Raw genomic sequence first — 20,044 nt, 5'->3', positions numbered from 1 at the left:
GTTCTTTCCGGCTGCGTTCATTGCAGCGCAGCATGCGGTCAGGGCCTGACCGCGATCAATGAGGATCGAGACGTTTGCGCAGGGTGCGCGGCTTGGATTGCCGCGGGCCAGGGCTCTGCCTTTGCGCCTTTTGGAGACTGAAACTAGATGAGAAGACTACTTGCTGCCATCAGCGCGGCCTGCCTTTGCGTGTCCGTTTTTTCCGCCGGCATGGCGCATGCCGCTTCCGGCGATCATCGCGGAGCGCTGGTGAAATCGTCCAAGGCGGAAAAGGCCGGGAGCAATCAGAAGACCCGGAAGGTGTCGGCCAAGCGTAGCAAGCGCAAGGCGGCGGCCGACAGGAACGGCGTCGTCGTCGGCCAGTTGAAGACCTTCAAGAGCACCACCGGCTATCCGAAGGCGGAGAACCCGCTGAAGACCGGCGTCCAGGCGGCCAGCTATTCCAGCCTCATCCAGACCTATGCGAAGACCTATGGCGTGCCGGTCGATCTCGCCCATGCCGTCGTCCGTGTCGAGAGCAATTTCAATCCGCGGGCCCGCGGCAGCGCCGGCGAAATCGGCCTGATGCAGATCAAGCCGGCGACGGCGCGCATGATGGGCTATCGCGGCAGCGCCAAGGGCCTGTTCGATCCCGAGACCAACATCAAGTTCGGCATGAAGTACCTCGCCATGGCGCATGACCTCGGCGGCGGCACGACCTGCGGCACCATCCTGAAATACAATGCCGGCCATGGTGCCAAGCGCATGAACCCGGTTTCCAAGCGCTATTGCGGCAAGGTGCTGAGCTATATCGATTGAGGCCCGGCCCGCCGGGCTGGATTCGGTGCGCCGCCATGCTATGCCATCGCTGAAGAACGAGGGTGAGCATGGTTCGGCATTTCGATTTCGTCGTCGTGGGCAGGGGCATGATGGGGGCGGCGGCGGCGCGGCACCTTTCCCGAACGGGCGCTTCGGTGGCGCTCGTCGGCCGGGGCGAACCGGCGGACTGGAAGGCGCATGACGGTGTCTTCGCCAGCCATTATGACAGCGGCCGCATCACCCGCACGATCGACCAGGATCGCGACTGGGCGCTGCTCGCCAACCGCTCCATCGCCCGCTACCGCGAAATCGAGGAAGAGAGCGGCATCGCCTTCTACGGCGAGACGGGCTGCCTGATCAGCGGCCATGCGGATGGGGACTTCGTCTCGTCCGTCGCGGCGGTCGCTACGCGCTACGGCCTCGATGCGCCCCTCTTGGACCGGGCGGGACTGCGCGCGCATTTTCCATGGTTCTCGCTGCCGGAACGTTCGGCGGGCGTCTTCGAGGCGAAGGGCGCTGGCTATATCGACCCGCGCAAGCTCGTCACCGCGCAGGTCATCTGCATGGAAAAGGCGGGCGGCGTCTCCATTTCTGACGATGTGGTCTCCGTGAAGGACGCGGGCGGCCATGCATCGGTGGCGCTGCGATCGGGCGAAGCCGTCACCGGCGGGCGCGTGCTGGTCGCGACCGGCGGCTTTTCGCGGGCGCCGGGGCTGCTGCCCAGGGTGCCGAAGCTTACCGTCAAGGCGCGGACCGTGGTGCTGGCCCAGCTTTCACTGCTGCAGGCGGAGGCCTTTGCGGCCATGCCGTCATGGATCGACGAAAGCGCCGATCCGTCCGAGCATTTCTACCTGCTGCCGCCCATCGTCTATCCGGACGGGCACGCCTATCTCAAGATCGGCGGCGACCCGACGGATATCGAGATCGCCGAGGAGCCGGCGATCGCCGACTGGTTCCGCGGGGAGGGCAATCCGGCAGCCATCGCCCATCTCAAGCGTCTGCTGGCCCGCTCCATTCCCGATCTCGATCCGGTGCGTCTCGTCTCCGCGCCATGCGTGACGACATTCACCGTGCACGGCTATCCCTATGCCGGCTTCGTCGGCGGCGAGCGGATCGCGCTTCTGACCGGCGGCAACGGGGCGGCGGCCAAGAGTTCGGACGAGATCGGCCGCATCGGCGCGGACCTTCTGATTCGCGGCCGGCTCGACGAGCCGGACTATGCCACCGATTTCGCGGTTCATTTTCGCTGAGCCTATGGTGTTTCGGCCCGTCATGGGCTAGTCAGCCCCTGCCAGTTGGCCGGGCAGCCGCGCCTTGCAAGGGTCGAAAGGCCGCAGGGTGAGGAAAGTCCGGGCTCCACGGAAACACGGTGCCGGATAACGTCCGGCGGGGGCGACCCCAGGGAAAGTGCCACAGAAAGCAAACCGCCTTCCTCGGAAGGTAAGGGTGAAAGGGTGGGGTAAGAGCCCACCGCGGCCATGGCGACATGGACGGCAAGGTAAACCCCACCGGGAGCAAAACCGAATAGGGATGACGCGAACCGCGCAAGCGGTTCAGCCTGTTTCCGGGCCGGTCATCCGGGTGGGTTGCAAGAGGCCGGGCGCAAGTCCGGTCCCAGATGAATGGCTGCCACGTTCCGGCGAAAGCCGGAGCCATACAGAACCCGGCTTACAGGCCAACTGGCAAAATCTTCCTTTCAGGCATGAATTTTTCGATGCCGCCAACGCGCTGGAATCACGGGCGTTCGCGCCATGCGTGCGGCGTGCCGGAATGCGCGCCCGCGGCGTTTTTGCGCGTGCAGATTCAAGGCGTTGGCGGGTCGTTCCTAACCTTTTGTTAAACTTAACGCCTTATAAACATTTGACGGTCTGAACAGCGGGTAAGAGGTCTCTTCCCATTGACGCCCATGTGGTCCCATGTTATCCCAGAACCATACTGCACGAGGACGCATGAGCGTCCGATCATCGCAAAGCTTTGAGGCAAACCGGCTGGGGACGGTGCGGCGCGCATGCGTTGCATCAGGGCTGGTTCGTGCGCGTTGTGTTGTGTTGGTGATGCCGGGGTGGATGCACAGTGCTCCGGCTTGGGAAGCGGCTGTATCGCGTCATGAACCGGTTCCTGTCGAATGCGACAAACAGGATCGATGCCAAGGGGAGGGTTTCCGTTCCTTCGGCATTTCGTTCCGTCCTGTCGCAGCGCGACATCCGGGAACTTTACTGCTTCCAGGATTTCATGTTTCCGGCGATCAGCGTCGGCGGGCTGGATCTGCTCGATCGTTTCGAGCGCCAGATCGCCAGCGAGGATGCTTTTTCGCCGAGGGCCAACCGGATGTCGCTCCTCATTCACGGGGGCGGCGTCTTCATGAAGCTCGATTCGGAGGGGCGCCTGCCGGTCACGGATTTCATTCGGGACTATACGGGCATCACCGCGGAGGTGACCTTTGTCGGTCGGGCGGATCATTTTCAGCTTTGGGCGCCGCAGACATTTCAAGCCACGCAGGCGGCCGCCCGGGAAGAGTTCAGGACGCGAGGTCCGGGCTCGGGGTAAGACGGAGAATCGGAATGGCGGCGGATCTTGGCGGAGGTTCTTCTGATGCCGATGGCGGATCGGTCCGTCACATTCCGGTTCTTCTCTCCGAGGTCATCGAGGCGCTCCAGCCCAAGCCCGGTCAAGTCATCCTCGACGGCACCTTCGGCGCAGGCGGCTATACGTCCGCGATCCTTGCCGAGGGCGCGAGCGTCATCGGCCTCGACCGCGACCCGACGGCCATTGCCGGCGGGCAGGGGCTCGTAGAGGCCTCCGGCGGCCGGCTCACGCTCGTCCATTCGCGCTTTTCCGATCTCGCGCGCCACGCGCCCGCGGGCGGGCTCGATGGCGTCGTACTCGATATCGGCGTTTCCTCCATGCAGATCGACGAGGCCGACCGCGGCTTCTCCTTCCAGAAGAACGGGCCGCTCGACATGCGCATGTCCGCCTCCGGCGTTTCGGCGGCCGATGTGGTGAATCGCGCCAAGGTCTCCGACCTCATCCGCATCTTCGGCTTCCTCGGCGAGGAGAAGCAGGCCGGCCGCATCGCCCGCGCCATCGAGAAGGCGCGCGAGAAAGAGCCCTTCACCACGACGCGCCAGCTCGCCAACCTCATCGAGCTGACGACGCCGCGCAAGGCCAAGGACAAGATCCATCCGGCGACGCGCGTCTTCCAGGCGCTGCGCGTCTTCGTCAACGACGAACTGGGCGAGCTTGCCCGTGCGCTGATCGCCGCCGAACGCGCCCTCAAGCCGGGCGGCCGCTTGGTGGTCGTCAGCTTCCATTCGCTGGAAGACCGCATCGTCAAGAAATTCTTCCAGGATCGCTCCGGCAAGGCGGCGGGCTCGCGCCATCTGCCGGAGGTTCACGACAGGGCGGCAACCTTCGCACCAGTCGGGCGCCCTATGGTGGCCGCCAGCGACGAGGAGAGTGCGGTCAACCCGCGCGCCCGGTCCGCGAAGCTGAGAGCGGGCGAGCGCACCAGCGCCCCCGCCGGGACGGATGACCTGTCCATTTTCAACCTGCCCAACCTTGCCGGCCTCGAGAAGATGGGAAGCTGAGTGATGTTCCGTACCCTTGATGTCGTGATGATCGCCGTCATGACCGCTGCAGCCACCGTCACCTACTCGATCAAGCACCAGGCCGAGAACAAGCTCGAGGAGGTGCGCAAGCTCGATGCCGAGATCAAGCTGGAGGAGGACACGATCGACCTCCTCAAGGCCGACTGGGCGCTGCTGACGCAGCCCAACCGCCTCAACCGCCTCGTCAAGATCTTCGAAAGCGACCTGAAGCTCGTGCCGACGGAATCGACCCAGCTCGCCCGGCCGAGCGAGCTGCCGATGCCGACCGCCGAACTGCCGGCGCTGCCGGAAGACAAGGTCGCCAAGGCCAAGAAACCTGCCTCGGGCACGGACGCAATCCAAACCGGATCGGTGGCACGCTGATGTCGTTTCTCTCCCGCATCATGGACGTCAAGAGCAAGGCGCATTTCAACGCCGGCGGCAACAACAACGCCAGGACCGGTGGCCAGGCCTTCGAGGGCACGCGCAAGCGCTCGGGCTCGCAGGCCCGCAGCCGCGTCGCGGTGATGATCTGCTGCTTCGGCATGGCCTATGCGGTGATCGGCGGCCGGCTCGTCCAGTACGGCATGGCCTCCACCGAGACCGTCTCCAGCATCGGCCCGGCCGACCACCTGATGGCCTCGCGCCCCGACATCGTCGACCGCAACGGCGAGATCCTCGCCACCGACATCCGCACCGTCTCGCTCTATGCCGAGCCGCACAAGATCGTCGATGCGGACGAGGCGGTGGAAATGCTCGCCACCGTGCTGCCGGACCTCGACCGCCGCGGCATCTACCGCAAGCTCACCTCCAAGTCCCGCTTCCAGTGGCTGAAGCGCCAGCTCACCCCCAAGCAGCAGAGCCGCATCCTCGCGCTCGGCATTCCCGGCATCGGCTTCCGGCCGGAAAAGCGCCGCTTCTATCCGGGCGGCGCCACCGCCTCGCACATCGTCGGCCACGTCAATATCGACAACCGCGGCATTGCCGGCATGGAGCGCTATATCGACAACCAGGGCCTTGCCGACCTTGCCGCCATCGGCATGACGAGCGACGCCAAGCTGGAGCCGGTGCGGCTTTCCATCGACCTGCGCGTGCAGGCGATCGTGCGCGAAGTCGTCAAGGACGGCATGGAGCGCTACAAGGCGCTGGCCGCCGGCGCCGTCGTGCTCGACGTGCATACCGGCGAAGTGCTCGCCATGGCCTCCTATCCGGACTACGACCCGAACAATCCGGCGGAGGGCGCGAAGGAAGGCTGGATGAACCGCATGTCGAACGGCACGTTCGAGATGGGTTCGACCTTCAAGAGCTTCACCACCGCCATGGCGCTCGATTCCGGCAAGGTGAAGATCACCGACAGCTTCGACGCCCGCGCGCCGATCCGCATCGGCGGCTTCACCATCAAGGACTTCCACGGCAAGCATCGCGTGCTCTCCGTTCCGGAGATCTTCCAGTATTCCTCCAATATCGGCACGGCCAAGATGGCCGATGTCATCGGTATCGAAGGGCACAAGGAATTCCTCACCCGCATGGGGCTCTTGACCCGCATGGATACCGAGTTGCCGGAGGTGAAGACCCCGAGCCAGCCGCATGTGTGGAAGAAGATCAACTCGATCACCATTTCCTTCGGTCACGGCGTTTCCACGACGCCGCTGCAGACGGCGGTCGCCGGCGCCGCGCTCATCAACGGCGGCAAGCTCCTCAACCCGACCTTCCTGCCGCGCACGCGGGAGGAGGCCGACGAGATCGCCAAGGTGGTCATCAAGCCCTCGACGGTCGAGAGCATGCGCTACCTCTTCAAGCTCAACGCGAACGACGGTTCCGGCCGCCGCTCGCTCGTTCCCGGCTTCAATGTCGGCGGCAAGACGGGCACGGCCAACAAGGTCGTCGGCGGGCGCTATTCCAACACGCAGAACTTCAACGCCTTCCTTTCGGGCTTCCCGATCGACGATCCGCAATATGTGGTCCTCACCTTCATCGACGCGCCGCAGACGGGCGAAGGCGGCGGACGCACCGCCGGCCTCAACGCCGCGCCGATGGTGGGCGAGATCATCCGCCGGTCCGCCGCGCTTCTCGGTGTAAAGCCGAAATTTGGTGAGGACGGGTCTGCCTTGCTTGTGTCTTATTGAATGGAGAAGACGGGACGCCGATTCGTGAGCGAAGCGGCTACCAACGAAAAGCAGCAGAGCGGACAATGAAGATCAGTGACCTTGCCGGACCCGAAACCAACGACCTGGGCGCCGCAGCCGCGATAGACGCGACCGGCATCGCCAGCGACAGCCGCAAGGTCAAGCCCGGCGACCTCTTCGTTGCCCTGTCCGGCACCAAGGCTGACGGCAGCGCCTTCATCGCCGATGCCGTGGCCCGGGGCGCAGCCGCCGTCGTCGTCGCCGAGGGTGTGAAGATCGAGACGTCCGTACCGGTCATCGCCGTTGCCGAGCCGCGCCGCTTCCTGGCTCTGGCCGCCGCTCGTTTCTACGCCCGCCAGCCGGAGACCATGGTCGCCGTCACCGGCACCGCCGGCAAGACCTCCGTCGCCTCCTTCACGCGGCAGATCTGGGAGCAGGCCGGCCATCCGGCCGCGATGATCGGCACGACCGGCGTCATCGCGCCCGGCCGCAACGACTACGGCTCGCTGACGACGCCCGATCCGGTCTCGCTGCATGCGCTGCTCGCCGAGCTTGCCGATGCCGGCGTTACCCATGCCGCCATGGAAGCCTCCAGCCACGGCCTCGACCAGTCGCGCCTCGACGGCGTGCGGCTTTCCGCCGGCGCCTTCACCAATCTCGGCCGCGACCACATGGATTACCATCCGACGGTCGAGCACTACATGGCCTCCAAGATGCGGCTTTTCGATACGCTGCTGCCGAAGGGCGCGCCCGCCGTCATCTATGCCGACGACGAATGGTCGGGCGCGGCGATCGAGGCCGCGCGCAAGGCCGGCCTCGATGTGCGCACGGTCGGCCGCAAGGGCGATTACCTTACCTTGAAGCGCGTCGAGCATTTCCGCCACAAGCAGACCGCCGAGATCCATGCCGGCGGCGATATCCATGAAGTGCACATTCCGCTGGCGGGCGATTTCCAGGTGGCCAATGCGCTGGTCGCGGCGGGCCTTGCCATGTCGACCGGCGTTTCCGCTTCCGTCGCCATGGCGGCACTCGAAAAGCTGATCGGCGCGTCCGGCCGTCTCGAACTTGTCGGCCATGCCAGGAACGGCGCGCTCGCCTATGTCGACTATGCGCACAAGCCGGATGCGCTGGAGAACGTGCTGACTTCCGTGCGTCCCTTCACGACGGGCCGCATCATCGTGGTCTTCGGCTGCGGCGGCGACCGCGACAAGGGCAAGCGGCCCATCATGGGCGAGATCGCGACGCGGCTTGCCGACGTGGTCATCGTCACCGACGACAATCCGCGCTCGGAAGTGCCCGAGGTCATCCGCTCCGAGATCATGGCCGCTGCCAAGGGCGCGACCGAGATCGGCGACCGCGCCAAGGCGATCCGCAGCGCCGTCGGCATGCTGCAATCGGGCGATACGCTGATCGTCGCCGGCAAGGGGCATGAGGAGGGGCAGACCGTCGGCTCCGTGACGCTGCCCTTCTCCGACCATGCCGAACTCGGCAAGGCACTGGAGGAACTCGACAGGTGACATGGCTCTGGACCACCGCTGACCTGCTCGCAGCCGTGCATGGCCGTCCCATCGGCAACATGCCGCAGGGCGTGACCGGCATTTCCATCGACAGCCGCGCCATCGCGCCGGGCGAAGCCTTCTTCGCCATCAAGGGTGACCGCGTCGACGGCCATGACTTCGCAAGCTTCGCCGTCGCCAACGGCGCGGCGCTGCTCGTCGTCAGCGAGGGCAAGCTGCCGGCGCTCGGCCGTCTCGTCACGCCGATGATCGTGGTGCCGGATGTGTTGCAGGCGCTCGTCGACCTCGGCTGCGCGGCGCGCGACCGCACGGCGGCGCGGATCATCGCCGTCACCGGCTCGGTCGGCAAGACGACGAGCAAGGAGATGCTGCGCCAGGCGCTTTCGCCCTCGGGCAACGTGCACGCGTCCGTCGCCTCGTTCAACAACCATTGGGGCGTGCCGCTGACGCTGGCGCGCATGCCCGAGACCACCGACTACGGCATCTTCGAGATCGGCATGAACCATGCGGGCGAGATCCGTCCGCTGGTTTCCATGGTGCGCCCGCATATCGCGATGATCACGACCATCGCGCCGGCCCATCTCGGCAATTTCCGGGACCTCGAGGAGATCGCCGCCGCCAAGGCGGAGATTTTCGACGGCGTCGTGCCGGGCGGCCACGCCATCCTCAACCGTGACAATGCGCAATATGCCTTCCTCGAAGCGGCGGCGCGCAAGGCCGGCGTCTCGCACATTCACAGCTTCGGCGCCGATCCGCAGGCGGAGTTCCGCCTGCTCGATTTCACCAGCGGGCCGGATGGCAGCCTGCTGCGCGCGGCGGTCGGCCGGCAGACGCTCGAAGTGCCGATGGGCGCACCGGGCCGCCACATCGCCGAAAACGCTGTCGCCGTGCTCGGCGCGGTGCATCTTGCCGGCGGGGATATCGAGAAGGCGATGGCCGGTCTTGCCGCCATGCAGGCGGAAAAGGGCCGGGGCCGGCGCTACAGGCTGGCCAAGGACGGCGGCTGGTTCACGCTGATCGACGATAGCTACAATGCCAATCCCGCCTCGATGCGCGCGGCGATCGCGCTGCTGCGCGATGCGGAGCCACATGGCCGGGGCCGGCGCATCGCCGTGCTCGGCGACATGCTGGAGATGGGCGAGCATTCGCCCGCCGTGCATGCCGGCCTTGCCGAACCGCTGCTCGAGGCCGCCATCGGCACCGTCTGGCTCGCCGGCCCGGACATGGCGGCGCTGCGCGACGCGCTGCCCGAGGGCATCGAGATCGACTACCGTGAAACCGCCGACGAGCTGGCCGCCCATGCGCTGCAAGGCGTGCAGCCGGGCGACGTGCTGGTCGTCAAATCATCGAAGGGCACGGGCTTCAGCCGCATCGTGGCGGCCCTGCTTGACAAATACGAGGCGTTCCCGGAGAGGGAGCGTTAGAATTGTGGGAGGTTCGGCCGGGCAGACGCCCGCCGGACCTCGTCTTTTATGCGATCTGCTTTCATCGCCGGCCGGTCACGCCGGGATGCTTCACAGAACCTTTTGGGGAAAGGGTGACAATGCTGCTTTGGCTCGTCGAGCTGGCGAACACCATCCAGGTGTTCAACCTGTTCCGCTACATTACCTTCCGGACCGGCGCTGCGCTGTTCACCTCGGCCACCATCGTCTTCCTGTTCGGCCCGATGATCATCTCGTCGCTGCGCATCCGCCAGGGCAAGGGCCAGCCGATCCGCGCCGACGGGCCGCAGACGCATTTCAAGAAGGCCGGAACGCCCACAATGGGCGGCCTGATGATCCTTGCCGGCATCGTCGGCAGCGCGCTGCTCTGGGCCGACCTTTCCAACGTCTATGTGGTGGCGACGCTGCTCGTCACGCTCGGCTTCGGCGCCATCGGCTTCTACGACGACTACCTCAAGGTCACCAAGCAGACGGAAAAAGGCTTTTCCGGCAAGGCGCGCCTCGGCCTCGAATTCGTCATCGCCGGCATCGCCACCTATTTCATGATGCATGCCACGCTGTCGGCGGGCGCGGCGGGCTCGACCTTCGGCTCCTCGATCACCTTCCCGTTCTTCAAGGACATGCTGGTCAATCTCGGCATCTTCTTCGTGCTGTTCGGCGGCTTCGTCATCGTGGCGGCCGGCAATGCGGTGAACCTGACGGACGGCCTCGACGGCCTTGCCACCGTGCCGGTGATGATCTCGGCCGCGGCCTTCGGCCTCATCGCCTATCTCGCCGGTAACGCGGTCTTCGCGAACTATCTGCAGATCCATTTCGTGCCCGGCACGGGCGAGCTTGCCGTGGTGCTCGGCGCCGTCATCGGCGCCGGCCTCGGCTTCCTGTGGTTCAACGCGCCGCCGGCCGCCATTTTCATGGGCGATACCGGCTCCCTGGCACTCGGGGGCCTCATCGGCACCGTCGCCGTCGCCACCAAGCACGAGATCGTCATGGCCATCATCGGCGGCCTCTTCGTCATGGAGACGCTGTCGGTCATCATCCAGGTCGCCTCGTTCAAGCTCACGGGCAAGCGCGTCTTCCTCATGGCGCCGATCCACCACCATTTCGAGAAGAAGGGCTGGACGGAAAGCCAGGTGGTGATCCGCTTCTGGATCATCTCCGTCGTGCTGGCGCTGGTCGGCCTTTCGACGCTGAAGCTGCGGTAAGGCGCCATGATCCCCGTCACCACCTTCAAGGGAAAGTCGGTCGCGCTCTTCGGGCTCGGCGGCTCGGGCCTTGCGACGGCAATGGCGCTAGCCGCGGGCGGCGCGAACGTGACCGCCTGGGACGACAATCCCGCGAGCGTCGAGAACGCGTCCACCGCCGGCATCCGGACCGCGGACCTGCGCACGCTCGACTGGAAGGGCATCGACGCGCTGGTGCTGTCGCCCGGCGTGCCGCTGACCCATCCCAAGCCCCACTGGAGCGCGGACCTTGCGCGCGCCGCGGGCGTCGAGATTATCGGTGACGTCGAGCTCTTCGTGCGCGAGCGCCGGGCGCAGGCGCCCGATTGCCCCTTCATCGCCATCACCGGCACCAACGGCAAGTCGACCACCACGGCGCTGATCGCCCATATCCTTCGGGCGAGCGGCCGTGACACGCAGCTCGGCGGCAATATCGGCACGGCCGTGCTGACGCTCGATCCGCCGAAGGCGGGCCGCTTCTACGTGGTCGAGTGCTCGTCCTACCAGATCGACCTCGCGCCGACGCTGAACCCCTCCGCCGGCATCCTGCTGAACCTCACGCCCGACCATCTCGACCGTCACGGCACGATGCAGCACTATGCCGATGTCAAGGAACGGCTCGTCGCCGGCAGCCGCACGGCCATCGTCGGCGTCGACGATACGTTCTGCGCGATGATCGCCGACCGCATCGAGCGGGCCGGCACGAAGGTCGTGCGCATCTCCCGGCGCAACGTCGTCGCCGACGGCATCCATGCCGACGGTTCGCGGCTCCTCCTGGCGCAGGGCGGAACCTCCCGCGAGATCGCCGATCTTTCCGCCATCCAGACGCTGCGCGGCAGCCACAATGCGCAGAACGCGGCGGCTGCCGTCGCGGCCTGCCTTGCCGTCGGGCTCGGGGAAACGGAAATCCGCGCGGGCCTTGCCTCGTTCCCCGGCCTCAAGCATCGCATGCAGCCGGTCGGCCGCAAGGGCGACGCGCTCTTCGTCAACGATTCCAAGGCGACGAATGCCGATGCGGCGGCGCCCGCGCTGTCGAGCTTCGAGCGCATATACTGGATCGCCGGCGGCGTGCCGAAGGAGGGGGGCATTTCCACCCTCGGCGGCTTCTTCCCGAGGATCGCCAAGGCCTATCTCATCGGCGAGGCGGCGCCGGCTTTCGCCGCGACGCTCGGCGAGGCGGTGCCCTTCGAGATCGCCGGCACGCTGGAACGGGCGGTGGCCGATGCGGCGGCGGATGCCGAAAGGGACGGCGGCGGCCCGGTCGCCGTTCTTCTATCCCCGGCTTGCGCAAGCTTCGACCAGTACAAGAATTTTGAAGTCAGGGGCGACGCCTTCGTGAAACACGTGGCGGCGCTGCCGGGCGTGTCCATGCTGGTGGAAATTTAAACGAGGAAAGAGACATGGTTAGTCGTGCCGAACGTGGTGCATTGGCGGACTGGTTCTGGACGATAGACCGGTTCTTCCTCGCGGCCTTCATCCTCCTGATGGGCCTCGGCTTCATGCTGTCCTTCGCGGCGAGCCCCGCCGTCGCCGAGCGCATCGGCCTCGACAGCTTCCACTTCGTCCGGCGCCACGCCTTCTTCCTCATCCCGGCCATCGGCATCATGCTCGGCATTTCGTTCATGTCGCCCCGGCAGGTGCGGCGGGCGGCGATGATCCTTCTCATCGTCTCGCTCGCGGCCATGGTGCTGGCGCTGTTCTTCGGCGTCGAGGTCAAGGGCTCGCGGCGCTGGATCTCCATCGGCAGCCTTTCCATCCAGCCTTCGGAATTCATGAAGCCGGCCTTCGTGGTGATCTGCGCCTGGCTCTTCGCCGAGCATGCGCGCCAGCCGGAAATCCCCGGCAACCTCTTCGCCATCATCCTCTTCGGCATCGTCGCGGCGCTGCTCGTCGCCCAGCCCGACCTCGGCCAGACGATCCTGACCGCCTCCGTCTGGGGCGGCATGTTCTTCATGGCGGGCATGCCGTGGCTGTGGATCATCATCCTCGGCGGGGCGGGCGTCGGCGGCCTCCTGACGGCCTATACGCTGCTGCCGCACGTGGCGGCGCGTATCGACAAGTTCATGACCGGCGAGGGCGACACGTTCCAGATGGACACGGCGCGGGAAGCCATCATTCGCGGCGACTGGTTCGGCCAGGGACCGGGCGAGGGCATCGTCAAGCGCATCATCCCGGACAGCCACACCGACTTCATCTTCTCGGTCGCGGCCGAGGAATTCGGCATCGTCTTCTGCATGGCCATCGTGCTGGTCTTCGCCTTCGTGGTGATGCGCGGCCTCAATCATGCCTTCAAGGAGCGCAACGATTTCACGCGCTTTGCCGTTGCCGGCCTCGTGCTGCAGATCGGCATCCAGTCGATGATCAATATCGGCGTGAATCTGGAGCTGCTGCCGGCCAAGGGCATGACGCTGCCGCTGATCTCCTATGGCGGCTCGTCGATGATCGCGATCTGCGTGACGGCCGGCTTCATCCTGGCGCTGACCCGTCACCGGCCGGAAAAGCGCGCCTCCGAGCGCAGCCTCTTCCGCGGCGGCATCGTGGCGCCCGCTGAATAAGGGTTTTGAATGGACAAGGGCATCGTTCTTCTCGCCGCCGGCGGCACCGGCGGCCATCTCTTTCCGGCAGAGGCGCTGGCGCATGAGCTGAAGGCCGGCGGCTGGTCGGTCCATCTCGTCACCGACAGCAGGGCCGAGCGATTTGCCGGCAAGTTCCCGGCGGACGAGATCCATGTCGTTCCCTCCGCCACCATCGGCTCGAAGAACCCGGTCAGCGTCGTCCGCTCGCTTCTGACCCTCTGGAAAGGCATTCGCGCCGCGCGCAGGCTGATGGCGCGGCTGCGGCCGAAGGTCGTCGTCGGCTTCGGCGGCTATCCGACCCTGCCGCCGCTGCTTGCCGCGACCGGCATGGGCATCCCCTCGATGATCCACGAGCAGAACGCCGTGATGGGCCGTGCCAACAAGGTGCTTGCCGCTCGCGTGAAGGCTATCGCCGGCGGCTTCCTGCCCGAGACGGGCGGCCAATATTCGGAAAAGACGGTGACGACGGGCAATCCCGTGCGCCCGGCCGTGCTGGACGCATCGGCCATTCCCTATGAGGCCTCGGCGGACGGTGAATTCCGCCTCGTCGTCTTCGGCGGCAGCCAGGGCGCGCAGTTCTTCTCCAAGGCCATTCCCTCGGCGATCGCCGCGCTGGAGCCGCAGGATCGGGCGCGGCTGAGGATCACCCAGCAGGCGCGGCCGGAAGACCGCGACGAGGTGGTGCGCTCCTATGCCGATCTCGGCATTCCAGCCGACGTCTCGCCCTTCTTCACCGACATGGCCGCGCGCATCGGCCACGCCCATCTCGTCATCAGCCGTTCGGGCGCCTCGACGGTCTCGGAAGTCTCGGTCATCGGCCGGCCCTCCATCCTCGTGCCTTACCCTTACGCGCTCGACCATGACCAGGCGGCCAATGCCGCGGCGCTTGCCGCCGGCGGCGGGGCGAAGGTGATCGCCCAGTCCGAGCTTTCGACGGAGCGCCTTGCCGGCATCGTCTCCAAGGCGATGCACGACCCTTCGCGCATGGCGGCGATGGCCGCGAATGCCAGAAAGGCGGGCAAACCGGACGCCGCGCGCTTGCTCGCCCTGATGGTTGAGGCTATTGCGGGCGGCAAGACGATCGCACAATTCAAGGGAGAACGGCCATGAAGATGCCGCAGAGCATAGGGCTCGTTCATTTCATCGGCATTGGCGGCATCGGCATGAGCGGCATCGCCGAGGTGCTGCACAATCTCGGCCATCGCGTGCAGGGCTCCGACCAGTCGGACAGCGCCAATGTGCAGCGCCTGCGCGACAAGGGCATCGAGGTCTTCGTCGGCCACAGGGCGGAAAACCTCGGCGACGCGGAAGTCGTCGTCGTGTCGACCGCCATCAGGAAGAGCAATCCGGAACTCGTCGCGGCGCGCGAAAAGCTGCTGCCGGTCGTGCGCCGCGCGGAAATGCTCGCCGAGCTGATGCGCTTCCGCAACGCCATCGCCATCGGCGGCACGCACGGCAAGACGACGACGACCTCGATGGTCGCGACGCTTCTCGAAGCAGGCGGGCTCGACCCGACCGTCATCAATGGCGGCATCATTAACGCCTACGGCACCAATGCCCGCATGGGCGAGGGCGAGTGGATGGTGGTGGAGGCCGACGAATCGGACGGCACCTTCCTCAAGCTGCCGGCGGACGTCGCCGTCGTCACCAATATCGACCCCGAACATCTCGACCATTACGGCAATTTCGACGCCGTGCGCGCGGCCTTCCGCCAGTTCGTCGAGAACGTGCCGTTCTACGGCTTCGGCGTCATGTGCCTCGATCATCCCGAAGTGCAGTCGATGGTCAGCCGCATCGAGGACCGCAAGGTCATCACCTATGGCGAGAACCCGCAGGCGGACGTGCGCTTTTCCAATATCCGCATGGACGGCGCGACCTCCATCTTCGACGTGGAGATCCGCCGCCGCCGCACCGGCCAAGTGATTTCCATGAAGGATCTGCGCCTGCCGATGCCCGGCCGCCACAACGTTTCCAACGCGACCGCCGCCATCGCCGTCGCCCAGCGTCTCGGCATTACGCCGGAGGCGATCGCCAAGGGGCTGGCGAGCTTCGGCGGCGTCAAGCGCCGCTTCACCTTCACCGGAAGCTGGAACGGCGTGAACGTCTATGACGACTACGGCCACCATCCGGTCGAGATCAAGGCCGTGCTGCGCGCCGCGCGCGAAGCCTGCTCGGGCCGCATCATCGCCGTGCACCAGCCGCATCGCTACAGCCGCGTGGCAAGCCTCTTCGAGGAATTCGCCGGCTGCTTCAACGATGCCGACACGATCATGATCGCGCCGATCTACGCGGCGGGCGAGGACCCCATCGACGGCGTGAGCGCGGAGGAGCTGGTTTCGCGCATCAAGTCCGCCGGCCATCGCGACGCGCGGTTCCTGACCGCGCCGGAGGCGCTGGCGCCTCTCGTGGCCGGCATTGCAAAGCCGGGCGACTTTGTGGTTCTCTTGGGGGCTGGCAGCATCACGTATTGGGCGCAGGCGCTGCCGAAGGAACTGGCAGGCATTTCGGGTGAGGTGGCATGAAGACGGTTGACGGGGCAAAACTTCTGGCGTCGCTGGGCGAGGGTATCAAGGACGTTCGCGGCCGCCTGACGCCGGATGCGCCGATGGATCGCGTGACGTGGTTCCGCGCCGGCGGCTTTGCCGAGCTGATGTTCCACCCGCATGACGTCGAGGACCTTACGACCTTCCTCAAGCTGCTGCCGGAAGAGGTGCCGCTGACGGTGACGGGCGTCGGTTCGAACCTGCTGGTGCGCGACGGCGGCATTCCGGGCGTCGTGATCCGTCTTTCGGCCAAGGGCTTCGGCGATGTCGAGCTCGTCGGCGAGAATCGCATCAAGGCAGGCGGCATCTGCCCGGACAAGAACATCGCCGCCATGGCGCTCGATCACGGCATTGCCGGCTTCGAGTTCTACTACGGCATTCCCGGTTCCATCGGCGGCGCGCTGCGCATGAATGCCGGCGCCAATGGCGGGGAGACGAAGGACCTCGTCGCCGAGGTTCATGCCGTGGACCGCAAGGGCAACACGCATGTGCTGAGCAATGCGGACATGGGCTATACCTATCGCCATTCCGCCGCGCCCGCCGGCCTCATCTTCACCCATGCCGTCTTCGAGGGGCAGGCGGGTGACAAGGACGAGATTCGCGCGAAGATGGACGCCGTGCGCCAGCATCGCGAGACCGTGCAGCCGATCCGCGAGAAGACCGGCGGCTCGACCTTCAAGAATCCGGAAGGCCATTCCGCCTGGAAGCTGATCGACGAGGCGGGTTGCCGTGGCATGATGATCGGCGGCGCGCAGATGTCGCCGATGCATTGCAACTTCATGATCAATACGGGGCAGGCGACCGGCTACGAGTTGGAATATCTCGGTGAGACCGTGCGCAGCCGCGTGCTGGAGCATTCTGGCATCATGTTGCACTGGGAGATCAAGCGCCTCGGCAATTTCATCCCGGGCTACGAGGTGAAGGAATTCCTGGGCCGCGCAACGGCCTGATACATCAAGCTTGCTGGGGAGTTCGCGTGCGGCATCGACGCCACGCTACTCCCTCTCCCCCTTCGGCAAGCTCATCCAAAACTGTCTGAGATCGTGCGCACCGAGAGTGCGCCGAAGCCCTGCTGCATTGGCTTCGAAGGGGGATTATTCATGTTGAGGAAGCTCACGGCCGAGTTCATCGGCACGTTCTGGCTCGTTTTCGTCGGCAGCGGCAGCGGCATTCTGGCCGCGCATTTTCCGCAGATCGGCATCGGGATCGTCGGCATCGCCTTTTCCGCCGGCATTGCCGTGATGAGCATGATCTATGCGATCGGCCATGTTTCCGGCGGGCATATGAACCCCGGCGTTTCGCTGGGTCTGGCCGTTGCCGGCAAGTTCCCGGCCGCCCATGTGCTGCCTTATGCCATCGCGCAGGTTGCCGGCGGGATCGCGGCGGCAGCGGTGATCTACCTCATCGCCAGCGGCAAGGCCGGCTTCGTGGCGGGCGGTTTCGGCGCGAACGGCTATGGCGACCTCTCTCCGGGCGGCTATTCGCTGACGGCGGGTTTCGTCACCGAAACGGTGCTGATGGTGCTTTTCCTTTTCGTCATCCTCGGCTCGATCCACGAGCGCGCGCCCGCAGGCTTTGCACCGATTTCCATCGGCCTCAGCCTGACCGCGATCAACCTCGTATCGATCCCGATCACCAATACGTCGCTGAACCCGGCCCGCTCCACGGGTCTGGCATTGTTTGCCGAGACGGCCGCGCTCCCGCAGCTCTGGCTGTTCTGGCTGGCGCCCATGCTGGGCGCGATCATCGGTGCGGTGCTTTGGAGGGTCGTTTGCGAAGATGCCTGATTGCCGGGCGCGTTCAGCGTGCGGCGAGCAGGTTTTATTCATCCCCTGTTCAGCAAGGTTTAGTGAATGCTATGCTCGGTCGCGCGACGGTTGCGCGGCGCGGCTCCGCTCCAGCGGGGCCTGGACCAGGGGGCATTCATGTTCAAGAAACTTTCCGCCGAGTTCCTCGGCACGTTCTGGCTCGTCTTCGGCGGCTGCGGCAGCGCCATCTTCGCCGCCGCCTTTCCGGCGCTCGGCATCGGCTTCCTCGGGGTCGCGCTGGCGTTCGGCCTCACGGTGCTGACCATGGCCTATGCGGTCGGCGGCATTTCCGGCGGCCACTTCAATCCGGCTGTCTCCGTCGGCCTGACGGTCGCGGGCAAATTCCCGGCTTCCCGCCTCGTTCCCTATATCGTGGCGCAGGTCGTGGGCGCCGTCGTTGCGGCGGCCGTGCTCTACCTCATCGCCTCCGGCAAGGACGGTTTCCAGGCGGGCGGCTTTGCCTCGAACGGCTATGGCGAGCTTTCGCCGGGCGGCTATTCGCTGACGGCGGCGCTGGTTGCCGAGGCGGTGCTGACGGCGTTCTTCGTCATCATCATTCTCGGCTCGACCCACGGCCGCGCGCCGGCGGGCTTCGCGCCGATCGCCATCGGCCTCGGCCTGACGCTCATCCACCTCGTGTCGATCCCGATCACCAATACGTCGGTGAACCCGGCGCGCTCGACGGGCGTGGCGCTCTTCGCCGATACGGCGGCGCTCTCGCAGCTCTGGCTGTTCTGGGTGGCGCCGATCCTCGGGGCCGTCATCGGCGGCATCGTCTGGAAGATCGTCGGCGAGGACGACTGATCGCCGGCAAAAGAAAACCCGCCGCGGCGACGCGGCGGGTTTTTCGATTCGGGGCCCTCTCCGTGAAGGCTCAGACCTCTTCCTTGCCCGAAAGCAGGATGCAGGCCAGCGTGATGACGGCCGAGAGGCCGAGATAGTAGCCGACATAGGCCATGCCGTAATTCGCCTGCAGCCAGGTCGCGATATAGGGCGCAAGCGAGGCGCCGAAGATGCCGGCGAAGTTGAAGGTGATCGACGAGCCCGTATAGCGCACCTTCGTGGGGAAGGGCGCGGCAAGCGCCGTGCCGATCAGGCCGTAGGTCATGCCCATCAGCGCCATCGCGAAGATCACGAAGACGAAGGTGCCGGTTTCGCCGCCGGTCATCAGGCCCGGCAGGAAGAACGAGAAGACGCCGATCAGCACGGTCGTGGCGATCAGCACCTCGCGGCGGCCGAACCTTTCGGCGAGCTTGCCGGCGAAGGGAATGAACAGGCCGAACAGCACCGAGCCGACGAGCTGGATCTCGAGCGCCTCGACGAAGGGCAGCTTCAGCACCTTGACGTTATAGGACAGCAGATAGGCCGAGCCGATATAGAACAGCACGAAGGTGGCGAGCGCCACGAAGGTGCCGAGCACGAGGCTGCGCTTGTGGTTGCGGAAGAGCTCGACGACCGGCACTTCCACGCGTTCCTGCTTCTCGATGGCCTTCTGGAAGGCGGGCGTCTCGGTGATCGACAGGCGGACCCAGAGGCCGACGGCGATGAGCACGATGGACGCCACGAAGGGAATGCGCCAGCCCCAGGCGAGCAGCGCGTCCTGCGACATGACGTGCAGCAGCAGCCAGAAGATGCCTGAGGAGAGGAAGAGGCCGACCGGCGCGCCGAGCTGCGGGAACATGCCGTACCAGCTGCGCTTGCCCGGAGGGGCGTTTTCCGTCGCGAGCAGCACCGCGCCGCCCCATTCGCCGCCGAGGCCGAAGCCCTGGCCGAATCGGCACAGCGCCAGCAGCAGGGGCGCGAGCACGCCGATCGAGTCATAGGACGGCAGGAGACCGATGATCACGGTCGAGACGCCCATGGTCAGGAGCGCGGCGACGAGCGTCGTCTTGCGGCCGATGCGGTCGCCGTAATGCCCGAAGACGATGGCGCCGAGCGGGCGGGCGAAGAACGCGATGGAGAAGGTCGCGAAGGAGGCGAGCAGCGCCGTCGTCGGATCGCTGTTCGGGAAGAACAGCGTCGGGAAGACCAGCACGGCGGCGGTGGCGTAAACGTAGAAATCGAAGAATTCGATGGTCGTTCCGACCAGGCTTGCAAAAAGAACGCGCGCCGGGGAATTGAGCCCGGCGCGGTTGGAATGCGCTGCGGTCGGCGACCCGGAAGAGAGTGTCTTACTCATCGGGGGTGCCTTTTTGATGTTTCTTGTTTGCCGTCTTGGGAGGCAGCAGCGGGCTTTTACGCCAACCATCCGGTCGACGAAACAATAAAACTACCCGAATGGGCGAAAAATCGTACTTTTCGTTCTTCCCTGAGACCCGAGCATTTACGAAACGCATCGCCGGTGCGCGCATGGACGTGATGATGCCCGATTCGCCGGTTTTTCTTGCGCCGCGCGCAACTCTCTGATTCCAGAGAGAGAATCGAAGC

Annotated in this window: 17 protein-coding genes and 1 other RNA gene; 17 read left to right on the top strand and 1 reads right to left on the bottom strand. The window is 65.7% G+C overall.

The annotated features are described in order from the left end of the window. The first annotated feature begins 147 nt into the window (after window positions 1-147). From ShzoTeo12_RS09415 to aqpZ (ShzoTeo12_RS09335), 17 genes are all read left to right on the top strand, one after another. The gene (locus ShzoTeo12_RS09415) at window positions 148-798 is read left to right on the top strand and encodes a lytic transglycosylase domain-containing protein (RefSeq protein ID WP_318909380.1); all 651 of its coding nucleotides are present in this window, start codon (window positions 148-150) and stop codon (window positions 796-798) included. 68 nt (window positions 799-866) lie between these two features. Further along, window positions 867-2,048, top strand: coding sequence for an NAD(P)/FAD-dependent oxidoreductase (locus tag ShzoTeo12_RS09410; protein ID WP_318909379.1), 1,182 nt, complete (start codon window positions 867-869; stop codon window positions 2,046-2,048). A gap of 41 nt (window positions 2,049-2,089) precedes the next feature. Then, an RNA gene (gene rnpB, locus ShzoTeo12_RS09405) (RNase P RNA component class A) lies at window positions 2,090-2,485 on the top strand. A gap of 419 nt (window positions 2,486-2,904) precedes the next feature. Further along, on the top strand, window positions 2,905-3,345 hold the full coding sequence (gene mraZ, locus ShzoTeo12_RS09400; protein WP_119255979.1) for a division/cell wall cluster transcriptional repressor MraZ: 441 nt from the start codon (window positions 2,905-2,907) through the stop codon (window positions 3,343-3,345). Between the two features lie 14 nt (window positions 3,346-3,359). After that, a complete protein-coding gene (gene rsmH / locus ShzoTeo12_RS09395) occupies window positions 3,360-4,385 on the top strand; it encodes a 16S rRNA (cytosine(1402)-N(4))-methyltransferase RsmH (protein WP_318909378.1) in 1,026 nt (341 codons plus the stop codon). Window positions 4,386-4,388: 3 nt separating this feature from the next. After that, on the top strand, window positions 4,389-4,769 hold the full coding sequence (locus ShzoTeo12_RS09390) for a hypothetical protein (protein ID WP_119255981.1): 381 nt from the start codon (window positions 4,389-4,391) through the stop codon (window positions 4,767-4,769). Beyond that, window positions 4,769-6,511, top strand: a complete 1,743-nt coding sequence (locus ShzoTeo12_RS09385; RefSeq protein ID WP_119255982.1) for a peptidoglycan D,D-transpeptidase FtsI family protein — start codon at window positions 4,769-4,771, stop codon at window positions 6,509-6,511. Before ShzoTeo12_RS09390 ends, ShzoTeo12_RS09385 begins: the two co-directional genes overlap by 1 nt. Window positions 6,512-6,576: 65 nt before the next feature. Continuing rightward, window positions 6,577-8,028 (top strand): UDP-N-acetylmuramoyl-L-alanyl-D-glutamate--2,6-diaminopimelate ligase, encoded by a 1,452-nt coding sequence (locus ShzoTeo12_RS09380; RefSeq protein WP_318909375.1) that lies wholly within the window; start codon window positions 6,577-6,579, stop codon window positions 8,026-8,028. Continuing rightward, window positions 8,025-9,452 (top strand): UDP-N-acetylmuramoylalanyl-D-glutamyl-2,6-diaminopimelate--D-alanyl-D-alanine ligase, encoded by a 1,428-nt coding sequence (locus tag ShzoTeo12_RS09375; RefSeq protein WP_318909373.1) that lies wholly within the window; start codon window positions 8,025-8,027, stop codon window positions 9,450-9,452. Before ShzoTeo12_RS09380 ends, ShzoTeo12_RS09375 begins: the two co-directional genes overlap by 4 nt. Window positions 9,453-9,571: 119 nt before the next feature. Next, window positions 9,572-10,672, top strand: a complete 1,101-nt coding sequence (mraY, locus tag ShzoTeo12_RS09370) for a phospho-N-acetylmuramoyl-pentapeptide-transferase (protein WP_119255985.1) — start codon at window positions 9,572-9,574, stop codon at window positions 10,670-10,672. Window positions 10,673-10,678: 6 nt separating this feature from the next. Further along, window positions 10,679-12,076, top strand: coding sequence for a UDP-N-acetylmuramoyl-L-alanine--D-glutamate ligase (gene murD / locus ShzoTeo12_RS09365; RefSeq protein ID WP_318909370.1), 1,398 nt, complete (start codon window positions 10,679-10,681; stop codon window positions 12,074-12,076). A 14-nt stretch (window positions 12,077-12,090) separates the two neighbouring features. Continuing rightward, window positions 12,091-13,245, top strand: coding sequence for a putative lipid II flippase FtsW (gene ftsW / locus ShzoTeo12_RS09360; protein WP_119255987.1), 1,155 nt, complete (start codon window positions 12,091-12,093; stop codon window positions 13,243-13,245). Between the two features lie 9 nt (window positions 13,246-13,254). Continuing rightward, entirely contained in the window at window positions 13,255-14,376 is a 1,122-nt protein-coding gene (gene murG, locus ShzoTeo12_RS09355; RefSeq protein ID WP_318909368.1) for an undecaprenyldiphospho-muramoylpentapeptide beta-N-acetylglucosaminyltransferase, read from the top strand. Then, complete coding sequence (murC, locus tag ShzoTeo12_RS09350) at window positions 14,373-15,788, top strand: UDP-N-acetylmuramate--L-alanine ligase (protein WP_318909366.1); 1,416 nt, start codon at window positions 14,373-14,375, stop codon at window positions 15,786-15,788. The genes murG and murC overlap by 4 nt, the downstream gene beginning before the upstream one ends. Continuing rightward, window positions 15,785-16,759 carry a UDP-N-acetylmuramate dehydrogenase gene (murB, locus tag ShzoTeo12_RS09345; RefSeq protein WP_119255990.1) on the top strand — a complete coding sequence of 325 codons (975 nt, stop codon included), beginning with the start codon at window positions 15,785-15,787 and terminating at the stop codon, window positions 16,757-16,759. Before murC ends, murB begins: the two co-directional genes overlap by 4 nt. A 150-nt stretch (window positions 16,760-16,909) precedes the next feature. Further along, entirely contained in the window at window positions 16,910-17,596 is a 687-nt protein-coding gene (aqpZ, locus tag ShzoTeo12_RS09340; protein WP_318909365.1) for an aquaporin Z, read from the top strand. 138 nt (window positions 17,597-17,734) lie between these two features. Beyond that, a complete protein-coding gene (gene aqpZ / locus ShzoTeo12_RS09335; RefSeq protein ID WP_119255992.1) occupies window positions 17,735-18,421 on the top strand; it encodes an aquaporin Z in 687 nt (228 codons plus the stop codon). A 70-nt stretch (window positions 18,422-18,491) separates the two neighbouring features. On the opposite strand, the gene ShzoTeo12_RS09330 is transcribed toward aqpZ (ShzoTeo12_RS09335), so the two are convergent. Next, window positions 18,492-19,796, bottom strand: a complete 1,305-nt coding sequence (locus ShzoTeo12_RS09330; protein ID WP_318909363.1) for an MFS transporter — start codon at window positions 19,794-19,796, stop codon at window positions 18,492-18,494. Between the last annotated feature and the right edge of the window lie 248 nt (window positions 19,797-20,044).

The organism is Shinella zoogloeoides (assembly GCF_033705735.1).
Taxonomy (GTDB): Bacteria; Pseudomonadota; Alphaproteobacteria; order Rhizobiales; family Rhizobiaceae; genus Shinella; species Shinella zoogloeoides_A.
This window is presented reverse-complemented; position numbering and strand designations above follow the sequence as displayed.